12 protein-coding genes and 1 tRNA gene are annotated in these 12612 nt (G+C 68.1%); 1 reads left to right on the forward strand and 12 read right to left on the reverse strand.

From position 1 onward, the window contains the following. The 9 genes from ACI3KS_RS04835 to ACI3KS_RS04875 form a co-directional block, all read right to left on the reverse strand. On the reverse strand, window positions 1-430 hold a 430-nt coding region (locus ACI3KS_RS04835; protein WP_404915774.1), incomplete at its 3' end, for a hypothetical protein. 190 nt (window positions 431-620) lie between these two features. Then, on the reverse strand, window positions 621-1343 hold the full coding sequence (locus tag ACI3KS_RS04840) for an alpha/beta fold hydrolase (protein ID WP_404915776.1): 723 nt from the start codon (window positions 1341-1343) through the stop codon (window positions 621-623). A gap of 149 nt (window positions 1344-1492) precedes the next feature. Beyond that, a tRNA-Gln gene (locus tag ACI3KS_RS04845) sits at window positions 1493-1567 on the reverse strand. Window positions 1568-1727: 160 nt separating this feature from the next. Beyond that, entirely contained in the window at window positions 1728-3230 is a 1503-nt protein-coding gene (gltX, locus tag ACI3KS_RS04850) for a glutamate--tRNA ligase (RefSeq protein WP_404915778.1), read from the reverse strand. A gap of 41 nt (window positions 3231-3271) precedes the next feature. Then, window positions 3272-4543: an MFS transporter gene (locus ACI3KS_RS04855; protein ID WP_404915780.1), complete on the reverse strand. Its 1272-nt coding sequence runs from the start codon at window positions 4541-4543 to the stop codon at window positions 3272-3274. Beyond that, window positions 4540-5307, reverse strand: a complete 768-nt coding sequence (locus tag ACI3KS_RS04860; protein WP_404915782.1) for a fumarylacetoacetate hydrolase family protein — start codon at window positions 5305-5307, stop codon at window positions 4540-4542. The genes ACI3KS_RS04855 and ACI3KS_RS04860 overlap by 4 nt, the downstream gene beginning before the upstream one ends. An 82-nt stretch (window positions 5308-5389) precedes the next feature. Next, window positions 5390-6490 (reverse strand): branched-chain amino acid aminotransferase, encoded by a 1101-nt coding sequence (locus tag ACI3KS_RS04865; protein WP_404915784.1) that lies wholly within the window; start codon window positions 6488-6490, stop codon window positions 5390-5392. Window positions 6491-6551: 61 nt separating this feature from the next. Then, a complete protein-coding gene (locus ACI3KS_RS04870) occupies window positions 6552-7595 on the reverse strand; it encodes a 3-isopropylmalate dehydrogenase (protein ID WP_404915786.1) in 1044 nt (347 codons plus the stop codon). A gap of 63 nt (window positions 7596-7658) precedes the next feature. Then, window positions 7659-9194, reverse strand: coding sequence for an MFS transporter (locus tag ACI3KS_RS04875; protein ID WP_404915788.1), 1536 nt, complete (start codon window positions 9192-9194; stop codon window positions 7659-7661). 94 nt (window positions 9195-9288) lie between these two features. Here ACI3KS_RS04875 and ACI3KS_RS04880 point away from each other — a divergent pair, with 94 nt between their 5' ends. Beyond that, window positions 9289-9849, forward strand: a complete 561-nt coding sequence (locus ACI3KS_RS04880; protein ID WP_404915790.1) for a TetR/AcrR family transcriptional regulator — start codon at window positions 9289-9291, stop codon at window positions 9847-9849. Window positions 9850-9906: 57 nt separating this feature from the next. Here the strand turns inward: ACI3KS_RS04880 and serA are convergent, their stop codons facing one another. The 3 genes from serA to ACI3KS_RS04895 all read right to left on the reverse strand — a co-directional run bounded on the left by serA (window position 9907) and on the right by ACI3KS_RS04895 (window position 12553). Continuing rightward, window positions 9907-11511, reverse strand: a complete 1605-nt coding sequence (gene serA / locus ACI3KS_RS04885) for a phosphoglycerate dehydrogenase (protein ID WP_404915792.1) — start codon at window positions 11509-11511, stop codon at window positions 9907-9909. A gap of 119 nt (window positions 11512-11630) precedes the next feature. After that, window positions 11631-11987 carry a hypothetical protein gene (locus tag ACI3KS_RS04890; RefSeq protein WP_404915794.1) on the reverse strand — a complete coding sequence of 119 codons (357 nt, stop codon included), beginning with the start codon at window positions 11985-11987 and terminating at the stop codon, window positions 11631-11633. Beyond that, on the reverse strand, window positions 11984-12553 hold the full coding sequence (locus ACI3KS_RS04895; protein ID WP_404915796.1) for a hypothetical protein: 570 nt from the start codon (window positions 12551-12553) through the stop codon (window positions 11984-11986). Before ACI3KS_RS04895 ends, ACI3KS_RS04890 begins: the two co-directional genes overlap by 4 nt. Between the last annotated feature and the right edge of the window lie 59 nt (window positions 12554-12612).

The raw sequence follows: 12612 nt of genomic DNA on the forward strand, positions 1-12612 counted from the left end.
GCAACCTGTCCTGGATCGCCTCCAACGGGCCGATCGCCGCGAGAAACCCCGCCACCCCGATCACCCCGTCCAACAGCACCTCCCGCAGCAGCGGCCACTTCGCCGGAAGACGATCCCCCGACGACAAACTCACATCCCGCCGCACCGCCGCCGCGACCCGAATCGTCTTCCCCGCCGACGCCGCATCCGTCAACAACGCCCGCTGCAACAACTCATTCATCCCCGAGCATCCGAACCGGTGACCGAACTCCACATCCGCACACGCCACCGTCTCCACGACCACCGCGTCCGTCAACCGGCCGATCTCCCCCAACGGCCGCAACACCCCGGCCCGATCCTCATCCGACAACCCCGCCAGCACGCCCCCGGACAGCACCCCACGCAGGCCATCAACAGCCTTGCCGAGAGCAGCATCCGTGATCGGGTTCATACCCCCAGTGAACACCCGACCACCGACATTCCCACCCCGATAATCCCCAGATCAGGAGTCAGAAAACCGAAATACCGGAATAGATCACACGAGCCCTCAAGATCTGCTCTACACACCCGAAGAACAGTCCCGCAACCCAGCGGATGCCCGCTCAGACCGAGCCCGAAGAAGAACTCTCAGGAAGCCCGCTTCACTCAGCGTCCAGCCAACGAACGACGCGATCGTTGAACCACTCGGGACGCTGGAGCGGGATGCCGTGACCGCACCCGTCCACGACGGACAGCTCGCTGCGAGGATGAGCCGCGTGGATCGGGGCCGCGGACTCGCGCATCAGACGCCGTTCTCGACCGCCCACCATGATGAGAGCCCGCCCGGGGAACAGCGCCCATTCGTCGGGCAATTCGAAGCGAAGGTTGTCGCCGACTGCGGCGAGGAGGGACTCCTTCGTGATGCCCGCACTGGTACTGATGTACTCCTCGAGCATATGGGCGGGGACGAAGAGCTCCCGCGCCTGCAGGCGTGCGAACCAGCGTCGGCGAGTGAGCGGAGCACTCTTGCCGAGCACCGCCAGTGTGAAGCGGGTGAGCGGCAGGGGCTTCGCCTGAGCGCTCACGATCACGGCCTGGGACACGAGGTCGGGATGCTCCGAGGCGAGGCGAAGCGCGAGCTGAGCTCCGAGCGAGAAGCCGACGACCGTGACCACCTGATCCCCCGCCGTCGCTCTCATCGACCGCGCGAGCGCCGCGACCGTCTCCGCATGGGACGTATACGACTCGTCGGCCGAACGACCATGTCCGGGCAGGTCAGGAACGAGAACCGAACGGTTCGGCTCGAGCGTTCGTCGCAGAGAGTCCCACATCCAGCCCGCAACGCCACCGCCGTGGAGCAGCAGCACGCGAGGGGCGCCGGACACGCCTGAGCTTGAAACGAACATCGTGGCTCAGCCTGCCAGAACTCGCGCAGGAACACGCGCGACAGCCCGCCGCACTCGTCCCGTCCCACCGCGACGAACCACTGACACTCAGGAAACCAGAAAACCCGCGGGAATCCGCGGGTTTCGTATGGCTGGGGTACCTGGACTCGAACCAAGAACAACTGAACCAGAATCAGCCGTGTTGCCAATTACACCATACCCCAAGGGCGAAACCGCAGCCTCGCACCGAGATTCAACCTTACCCGAGCACGCGTCGATCGCCAAAACGACGCGCGCCGCTCGGGCGCGTCGACCGTGGAAGGCCCCGTGCCGGAAACGCGAGAGGAGGGACACCACCCGGCGTCCCTCCTCTCGAACCGAAGCTCAGACCAGCGTGGCGGCCAGCGCACGCAGACGACGAAGCGACTCGTCCTTGCCGGTCAGCTCCATCGACTCGAACAGAGGCGGCGACACCCGCCGGCCCGTGATCGCCACGCGCGGCGGCCCATAGGCGACACGCGGCTTGAGCGCGAGGTTCTCGACGAGCGCCGTGGCGAGAGCATCCTGGATCCGCTCCGGTGTGAACTCCTCCACAGGCTCGAGCGCAGCGACACAGGCCTCGAGCACCTCGGACGCGTTCGCGGGAAGTCCCTTCAGCGCATCCGCGTCGTACGAGACCTCATCGACGAACAGGAAGCCGAGCATCCCAGGCACATCACCGAGAAGCTGCACGCGCTCCTGCACGAGCGGTGCCGCACGGAACGCGAGCACGAGCTGCTCATGCGTGGGCTCGTCGAACAGCCCGGCGGCGGCCAGATACGGGATCGTCCGCTCGGCGAAGTCCTTCCCCCCCAGCATCCGGATGTGGTCGCCGTTGATCGACTCCGCCTTCTTCTGGTCGAATCGCGCCGGGTTCGGGTTCACGTTCGTGATGTCGAACGCCGAGATGAACTCGTCGAGAGAGAACACGTCGCGGTCGGGACCGATCGACCACCCCAGCAGCGCCAGATAGTTCAGCAGACCCTCGTGGATGAAGCCGCGCTCGCGGTGCAGGAACAGGTCGGCCTGCGGGTCGCGCTTCGAGAGCTTCTTCGTCCCGGTCTCCCCCAGCACCAGCGGCATGTGTGCGAAGCGCGGCACGAAGGTGGTGACACCCGCGTCGATCAGCGCCGCGTACAGTGCCAGCTGACGCGCGGTCGAGGGCATGAGGTCCTCGCCACGGAGGACATGCGTGATGCCCATCAGCGCATCGTCCACCGGGTTCACGAACGTGTACAGGGGGATGCCGTTCGGACGGACGACCACGAAATCGGGGAACGAGCCGGCCGGGAAGGTGACCTCGCCACGGATCAGGTCGACGTAGGTCACGTCCTCGTCCGGCACGCGCAGACGCAGCGCGGGCTGGCGCCCCTCGGCGCGGAACGCGGCCCTCTGCTCGTCGGTCAGATCGCGATCGAAGTTGTCGTAGCCGAGCTGCTTCGCGCGGCCCGCCGCCTCATTGCGCGCGTCGATCTCCTCGGCGGTCGAGTAGCTCTCGTAGAGCGCACCCGTCGCGAGGAGCTTCTCGATCACGCCATGGTAGATGTCGTGACGCTCGGACTGGCGGTACGGCGCGTGCGGACCACCCACCTCGACACCCTCGTCCCAGTCGATCTTCAACCACGTCAGCGCGTCGACGAGCTGACGGAAGCTCTCCTCGCTGTCACGCGCGGCATCGGTGTCCTCGATGCGGAACACCATCTTGCCGCCGTTGTGGCGGGCGTAGGCCCAGTTGAACAAGGCAGTGCGGACCATGCCGACGTGCGGCAGACCGGTCGGCGACGGGCAGAAACGGACACGGACGTCGGCACCACTGGCGGTCGTGGTGGCGGGATGAGGAGTAGCCATAGCCCCTCGATTCTATCCGCGCGCCCCGATCCGCCCGCGCGCTATCCGCCGACTCGGAGCCCGCCCGACTCACGCACGGCGAGAGGCGACAGTGCGAGGATCGCCACGACGATGACGGATGCCGCCATGCCGAGCCCCGCGTACTGGAAGTTCGAGAGGATCACGCCCGCCAGCACCGCCCCGACCGCGGCGCTCAGGCTCATCAGCGAGTCGCTGCGCCCCTGGCGCCGTGTGCGCAGTTCCGGTGCACTGGCCTCGGTCAGCAGCGCCGCCCCGGCGACGGTCGCGGCGCTCCAGCCCAGTCCCAGCAGGATCAGGGCGACGATCACACCCCACGCCCGATCGTTCGTGAACACGGCGAACACCAAGGCCCCGGCGAGCAGCACCTGGCCGAGAAGGACGACGCGCAGTCGGCCCCACCGATCGGCGAGCACCCCGAAGACCGGCGACAGCGCATACATGCCGCCGACGTGCAACGCGATGGTGATGCCGACGAGCGCGGAGACGTCGGCCGCTGTGGTCGACGCTCCGTGCATGGTGTGCGCCATGTGCGAGAGGTGCACCGGGGTCATCGCCATGACGGATGCCATGACGACGTGGGAACCGGCGATCGCGAAGATCGCATACCGCGCGACGACGGGCCGGTCCTGCCTGGCCGTGGCATCAGCGGCGACGACGCGAGCCGCCAGTCGCTGCGCCGTGAGCAGCGGATCGGGTCGAAGCGCCACCAGATAGAGAGCGAGGGCGACCAGCTGGGCCACGAAGGAGAACACGTAGGAACCGGTCTGCGGCGGCATCCCGATCGCCGCACCGACGGCCTCGCCCGGGCCGAGCAGCAGCGGTCCCGCGACTCCGCCGATCGTCGTCGACCACACCACGATCGACAGATCCCTGCCCCGATGCTGCGGCGCGGCGAGATCGGTCGCGGCGAAGCGCGACTGCAGATTCCCCGCGTTGCCCGCGCCGATCATGAGCGTGCCGATCAGCAGCAACGGGAAGACCCACACCGAGACGGCGAACACGACGATGCCGATTCCGATCAGTGCGAACAGGTTGCCGAGAGTCAGAGCCCGCCGGCGCCCGAAGCGCGACGCCATCCGTGCGAGCGGGATCGCGCACAGCGCCGGCCCCAGCGTCACCGATGCGGTCGCCAGCCCGGAGAGCCCGTCGTCGCCCGAGAGATCGGCGGCGAGCAGAGCACCGAGCGACACGGTCGCCCCGAAGGCGATCCCGCCGAGCACCTGACCGAGCGCCAGGACCAGAACGGTGCGCCGCTGGACCGCCCTCTGCTGCTCGGGCGAGAGCAGCGTCACCGGGCGTCGCGAACGGGGTTGCGTAGGATGCCCAGCCCGGTGATCTCCACCTCGACCGTGTCTCCCGCCTGGAACGTGCCGACCCCCGCCGGCGTACCGGTGAGGATCACGTCGCCCGGCAGCAGCGTGAACACCGCCGAGGCGTAGGCGATGATGTCGGCGACCGAGTGGATCATGTCGGTGAGCGGCGCCTTCTGACGCACCTCACCGTTAACGCGGGTCTCGATGGTCGCGGATGCCGGATCGAAGTCGGTGTTGATCGTCGGTCCGAGCGGGCAGAACGTGTCGAATCCCTTCGCTCGCGTCCACTGTCCGTCCTTGCGCTGCAGATCGCGAGCCGTCACGTCGTTGGCGATCGTGTAGCCGAGGACATGGTCGAGGGCGTTCTCGGCCGTGACGTTCTTGGCGACCTTGCCGATGACGACGGCGAGCTCGCCCTCGTGCTCGGTCTGTTCCGAGATCGCCGGGCGCACGATGGCGTCGCCGGGACCGATCACGGACGTGTTCGGCTTGAGGAACAACAGCGGCTCCTCCGGAGCCACTCCTCCCATCTCCGCCGCGTGGTCGTGATAGTTCTTCCCCACGCACACGATCTTCGACCTCGGGATCACCGGCGCGAGGAGCACGGCATCCGCGATCGGGACCCGCGCACCGGTCGGCTCGTATCCGGCGAACAGCGGATCGCCGGCGAGCACGACGAGGTCGGTGTCGTCGACGATCCCGAACAGGATGGCGTCGTCATGGCTGAAACGGGCGATCTTCATGCGTCCAGCCTAGCCAGACGACACGACGACGAGACCCCGCCTCGCGCGAGCGGGAGGCGGGGTCTGGGAACGTCCCGGGTGATCAGGCGTCGAGGCGCAGGAGCCAGCCGTGGCGGTCTTCACGACGGCCGTACTGGATGTCGGTGAGCTCTTCGCGCAGCGACAGCGCGAGCTCGCCGAGGGGCTGGGCCTCGTCGAACCCCTCGCCGACGAGAGCGCCGATGGGCGTGACGACGGCGGCGGTGCCGCAGGCGAACACCTCGACGATGTCGCCGGAGGCGACTCCCTCACGCCACTCGTCGATCGAGATCGGTCGCTTCTCCACCGTGTAGCCGCGGTCCTCCGCGAGCTGCAGCAGCGAATCGCGTGTGATCCCCTCGAGGATGCTGTCGGACTCGGGAGTCACGACGCGGCCGTCCTTGAACACGAACACGACGTTCATGCCGCCGAGCTCTTCCACGTCGCGGTTCTCGTTGAGGAACACGACCTGGTCGCAGCCCTTCTCACTCGCCTCGGCCTGCGGCAGCAGGCTGGACGCGTAGTTGCCACCGGTCTTCGCCTTGCCGGTGCCGCCGCGACCCGCGCGGGCGTAGTCCTCGGACAGCCAGATGCGCACCGGCTTCACGCCACCGGTGAAGTAGGCGCCCGCCGGGCTGGCGATCACGTAGTAGGCGACCTTCTGCGCGGCGCGGACACCGAGGAAGGCCTCCTTGGCGAACATGAACGGTCGCAGGTACAGGCTCTGGTCGTCTCCGGACGGCACCCAGCGCTCGTCGACCGCGATGATTTCGCGCAGCGACTGGATGAAGTATTCGGTCGGCAGCTCGGGCAGGGCGAGACGACGGGCGCTCGCCTGCAGGCGAGCCGCGTTGCGGTCCGGACGGAAGGTGTGCACCGAGCCGTCGGCGTGACGGTACGCCTTGATGCCCTCGAAGATCTCCTGACCGTAGTGCAGCACCGAGGCCGCGGGGTCGAGCGGGATCGGGCCGTACGGCTGGACGCGCGGGCGGTGCCAGCCGCCCTTGACCGACCAGCAGATGTCGACCATGTGGTCGGTGAAGACGACGCCGAAGCCGGGGTTCTCCAGCACTTCGGCGACTCGCGCGGGCGAGGCCGCGGCGAGGTTCTTGGTCACAGCGAAATCGAGCGGCGCTGCGGGCGCCTGAGCGTCGATGGTCGTCATGGTGATTATCCGTTCTGAGGTATGGACGCGTCCTCGCGCGGTCTCAGCCTACGCCCGTAGGTCAGAGACGTGCGGCGATCGCGGAGCCGATCTCGGAGGTGGTGCGCGAGCCGTCACGGCCCGCGATGTCCGCCTCGACAGCGGCGCTGACGCGTGCGGATTCGGCGGTGAGGCCGAGGTGGTCGAGCAGCAGCGCGATCGAGAGGATCGCAGCGGTCGGATCGGCCTTCTGCTGCCCCGCGATGTCGGGAGCCGAACCGTGCACCGGCTCGAACATCGACGGGAAGGCGCCGGACGGGTTGATGTTCCCGGACGCGGCGAGTCCGATCCCGCCGGTGACAGCACCGGCGAGATCCGTGAGGATGTCACCGAAGAGGTTGTCGGTGACGATGACGTCGAAACGCGACGCGTCCGTCACGAGGAAGATCGTGGCGGCGTCGACGTGGAGGTAGTCGACCGCGACATCAGGATGCTCTGCGGCGACCTCGTTCACGATCCGCTGCCAGATGGCACCGGCATGCACGAGAACGTTCGTCTTGTGGACGAGCGTGAGCTTCTTGCGGCGGCGCTCCGCCAGGTCGAAGGCGTGGCGGACGACCCGCTCGACCCCGAAGGCCGTGTTGACGCTGGTCTCGTTCGCGACCTCGTGCGGGGTGCCCTTGCGGATCGCACCGCCGTTGCCGACGTACGGTCCCTCGGTGCCTTCGCGGACGACGACGAAGTCGATGTCGCCCGGGTCCGCCAGCGGACCCGCTGCGCCGACGAAGAGCTTCGACGGGCGCAGGTTGACGTAGTGGTCGAGCGTGAAGCGCAGCTTGAGGAGCAGGCCTCGCTCGATGTTCGCATCCTTCAGTCGCGGGTCGCCCGGTGTGCCGCCGACCGCGCCCAACAGGATCGCATCGTGCGCCGCGATGGCGGTGAGGTCGTCATCGGTGAGCGTGTCGCCGGTCTCGAGATAGCGCGCGGCGCCGAGCGAGAAGCGGGTCTTGTCGAACGTCACGTCGCTGTCGGCAGTGACGGCGTCGAGCACCTTCTCCGCCTCGGCGATGACCTCGGGACCGATGCCGTCACCGGGGATGACGGCCAGCTTCACGACACGCGACATGACACTCCTTGCTCGGGGATCGGCGTCGCTGACGAACGGACGCCGATCCCTCCAGCGTAGTGCTCAGTGCATGGGCGCCTTGCGCAGTGTGACGGCGGCGATGACGCCGGCGACCACGACGAGTCCCGCGCCGATGAACGAGGTGATCATGACGCCGGAGCCGAACGCATCGGCAGCGGCCTGCCACAGCGCATCGCCGATCTCGGCGGGCAGGTCCTGCGCCTGCGTGTAGGCACCGGCGAGCGTCTCTCTGGCGGCGGTCATCGCCTCGGCGGGCAGGCCGTCCGGCAGCACGATCGCCGAGCGGTAGAACGCCGTGATGATGCCTCCGAGCACCGCGGTGCCCAGTACAGCGCCGAGCTCATACGCGGTCTCGGAGACCGCGCTCGCCGCGCCCGCCTTCGCAGCGGGAGCGCTCGAGAGGATGAGCTCGTTCGAGATCGTCTCGGCGGCGCCGATCCCGATGCCGAGCACCACGAAGGCGACGATCAGCGGAGCGACACCGTGGGCGTGGGTCGTGAACGCGACGATCAGGTACCCGGCCACCGAGAAGGCGAGACCGATCGGCACGACCACATGCGGCGGGATCCTCCGCGAGATCGGGACGACGGCGAGACCTGCGACGATCATCACCGCCATTCCCGGCACCAGAGCCAGACCCGCCATCATCGGCGACAGGCCGAGCACCAGTTGCAGATGCTGCGACACGAAATAGAGGAAGCCGACGAGGCTGACCACGCTGAGGAGGTTCACGAGGATCGCGCCGGAGAAGGTCCCCCGGCGGAACAGCGCCATGTCGAGCATCGGGATCTCCGCGCGCAACTGGCGGCGCACGAACAGCACGCCCATCAGGATGCCGAGGAAGGCCCAGGCAGCAGCGATGACGGTCGGCCCGTCCACGGCGAGCGACTTGATCGCGTAGACCACCGGGATCATCGCCGCCATCGAGAGGGCGATGCTGATCAGGTCGATGCGCCCCGGCTTCGGGTCGCGGCTCTCAGGCACGAGGATCGGCGCGGCGATGAGCAGCGGGATCAGTACCGGAACGGCGATGAGGAACACCGAGCCCCAGCTGAAGTGCTCGAGCAGGAATCCTCCGACGATCGGGCCCAGCGCGGCGCCGGCGGAGAAGGCCGATGCCCAGACGGCGATCGCGAGCCGGCGCTGATCGCGGTTGACGAAGATCGAGCGCAGCAGCGAGAGGGTCGACGGCATGAGCATGGCTCCGAAGAAGCCGAGGAGTGCACGTGCGGCGATCAGCAGCCCCGCCGTCGGCGCGAACGCGGCCAGTACCGACACGGCGGCGAAGCCGCTCGCCCCGATCAGCAGCATCCGGCGTCGTCCGAAGCGATCCCCCATGGTCCCCATCGTCACCAGAAGCCCTGCGAGCACCAGCGGATACACGTCGATGATCCACAGCTGCTCGGCACCAGAGGGCGCGAGAGCGATCGAGATCTCGGGCAGAGCGAAGCTCAGCACCGTGTTGTCGACGGACACGAGCAGCACGGGGAGCATGAGCACGACGAGCGCTGCCCATCCTCTCGCGCCCACCCGGGGAGCATCCGTCTCGGTCATCGGGGTCGACGCGGTGTGCGTCATGGAGCACCTCTCAGAATCGTGGCGGTCCGTTACTAAACCGTCCGGCTGGTATAGTAACAGAATCCGGACTGTGAGACGACCGAGCAGAGGATCCATGCCGCGACCACCACTCGCACGCGAACGCGTGCTCGACGCCTTCGAGGCGCTGATCCTCACCGACGGCGAACGCGCGGCGACGCTCGATGCCACCGCCAGAGCGGCAGGAGTCTCGAAAGGCGGACTGCTCTACCACTTCGGGTCCAAAGAGGATCTGATCCAGGGGCTCCTCGACCGGCTCGACGCGCTCACCACAGCGGATGTCGAACGGATGACCGCCGCCGATGAGGGTCCTGTCGCCTACTACGTGCGCACCTCGGTCATGGAGGACGACGCTCTCGACCGCGCTCTGGTCTCGGCATCCCGCCTCGCACAGGGCGGATCCGTGGCCGCGGCCGACGCGCTGCGCGAGTCGCGCCACCGCTGGGAGGATCTGATACGACCCCATGTGCGGGATCAGACGAGCCTCGACCTCGTGATGCTCCTCAGCGACGGCCTGTATTTCAACAACTCACTCGACGTGAACGGCTCGGAGCACCTGGTCCCCGGGCCGGCGGAGCTCGAGGCGCTCATCGCACTCGTGCTGCGCACGACCGCTCCCGAGAAGAACGCCCCCTGAACGCACGCAGGGCGGAGCGCTGATCGCGCCCCGCCCTGCATCCGCAGTGCCTCGGTCTCAGACCTCGGTGATCTCGATCTGTCGGAACAGATCCGCCTCGATGGCCGCACTCACGTCGTCGAGCAGCTCCTCGGAGACCGGCGAGTCGAGCGTGAGCACGCTGAGCGCCTGGTCGCCGGCGGCGCGACGCGAGATCTGCATGCCGGCGATGTTGATGCCGGCCTCGCCGAACTTCTGGCCGTAGACCGCGACGATTCCGGGGCGGTCGGTGTAGAGCATCACGACGTGGTGCTTCTCGATCGGCAGCTCGATCGCGTGGTCGTTGATGCCTACGAGCTTCTCGGCCTGCTTCGGTCCGGTCAGCGTGCCCGAGACCGACAGCTGCGTGCCGTCCGACAGCGCGCCTGTGAGGGTGATCACGTTGCGGTACTCGTCGCTGACATCGTCCTTGAGCAGACGAACGGCGATGCCGCGCTGCTCGGCCAGCAGCGGAGCGTTCACGTACGACACGGTCTCGCTGACGATGTTGGTGAACACGCCCTTGAGCGCGGCGAGCTTGAGGACGCTGACGTCGTAGTCGTTGAGCTCGCCGTGCACCTCGACATCGAGGCTCGTGAGCGGCGAGGTGGCGAGAGCCGAGAAGATCTGTCCGAGCTTCTCGACCAGCGAGATGCCAGGGCGGACGTAGGGGTCGATGACGCCGCCGGCGACGTTCACGGCGTCGGGCACGAGGTCGCCGCCGAGTGCGAGGCGCACCGAGCGGGCGACCGAGACGCCGGCCTTCTCCTGCGCCTCGTCGGTGCTCGCACCGAGGTGAGGGGTGACGACGACGTTCGGCAGCGCGGTGAGCGCGCTGGCCGTGCTGTCGGGCTTCGGCGGCTCGGAGGTGAACACGTCGAGCCCGGCGCCGGCGATCTCACCGGACGTGAGCGCCTCGAGGAGCGCCTCCTCGTCGATCAGGCCGCCGCGTGCGACGTTGACGACGTAGGCCGAGGACTTCATCGCCCTGAACTGCTCGGTGCTGAGCATCCCGGTCGTCTCGGGGGTCTTCGGCATGTGGATCGTGATGAAGTCCGACTCGGCGATGAGCTCGTCGAGCGAGAGCAGCTGCACGCCGAGCTGCTGGGCACGGGCCGAGGTGACGTAGGGGTCGTATGCCACGACGCGCATGTCGAAGGCGGCCAGACGGGCGGCGACCAGGGCGCCGATGCGCCCCAGGCCGATGATGCCGACGGTCTTCTCGAACAGCTCGGCACCGGTGTAGGAGCTGCGCTTCCACTCCCCCGCGGAAAGCGATGCGTGGGCGGCCGGGATCCGGCGGGCGAGGCTGAGGATGTGGCCGACGGTCAGCTCGGCTGCCGACACGATGTTCGAGGTCGGCGCGTTGACGACCATGACGCCCGCGGTCGTCGACGCCTTGATGTCGACGTTGTCGAGACCGACGCCGGCGCGCGCGACGACCTTGAGGTTCGGCGCGTGCGAGAGGGCCTCCTCGTCGATGCGGGTCGCCGAACGGATCAGCACCGCGTCCGCGTCGGCGAGCGATGCGAAGAGCGCCTCACGATCGGTGCCATCGACGTTGCGCACGTCGAAGTCGGGGCCCAGAGCCTCGATGGTGGCGGGTGAGAGTTCTTCGGCGATGAGCACAACAGGCTTCGGCACAGTGGATCCTTCGGGGCAGCGCGACAAGCGGGAGGGGCCGATGCGCCGCACACCAGCGGGGGCGCGATCGGTCCAACTCTACCCGAGCGCCGGGAGCGCCCCGTGCGTGTGACGAGGGGTCAGGACGCCGAGCCGACGAGTTGTTCGGCGTTGAGCAGACTGTAGCCGAGCAGGCTCAGCCAGAACACCGCTACGATGCCGAGCCCGGTGAGGAGCACAAGTGCGAGGGTTCCGACGGGGCGACGACGTCCGATCCCGAGAGCGAAAACGAACACGAGCGCCGGGAAAAGCACTCCGAACAGCATCGTCACCCATCCCGTGCCGGTGAGCCCGTTCGGCGAGGCCATGGAAGCGAGACGGGCGATCGCATTCCACACCGCGTAGGCGTAGAACAGGCCGGCGAGCCCGAGGACGAGTCCGGTGAGCCAGCGGGGTGACGAGGCTGTCGCCGGTGCGGCGGGGACGGGCGTGTTCATCCGATTGCTCCTACGGTTACGAACGGCCACGGCACGAGGAGGATCACTCCCAGGATGAGCGCGCTGATGCGGATCCAACTCGCGCGACCCCGCGTGAGCACCCATACGGCCAGGAACCAGAGCGCGGGCGCGGCGACTGCCAGCACGAACCACGGCAGGAACATCGCGTCGACGACGAAGAAGCTCGCGAGCGGTTGCAGCCGCAGGCCGCCGACCACCCAGCCGACGCTGTAGAGGAGGTAGATCCCGCCGATCACTCCGAGGGTCAGCAGCATCACCGTGCTGAGGCCGGCCGGCTCCTCGGTCTCGTCCTCGTCGAGCTCGTCCACGTCGACGAGTCGGGGGCCGGATGCCGCACCCGACGATGTCGAGGGGAACGTCGTCGCCGCCGCGGGTGCCTGCACCGGGATGGAGCGGTCGGGACCGGCCTCCGTCGTTGCCGGCTCGCCGGCGTCACCGGCATCCGTCTCCGCTTCGGACGGGCGTCGCTTCTGCCGTCGCGGGGTCGGAGTCGTCGGCTCGTCGTCGCCGTCCCAGGACAGGGCGTCGTCGGAATCGGAGGTCATACCTCCAGCGTAGGTCACACTGTCCACTAGGCTCTGGGCTGACAGCGCCTCAGGTGCGC

It is taken from the genome of Microbacterium sp. ZW T5_45 (assembly GCF_044987415.1).
GTDB lineage: Bacteria > Actinomycetota > Actinomycetes > Actinomycetales > Microbacteriaceae > Microbacterium.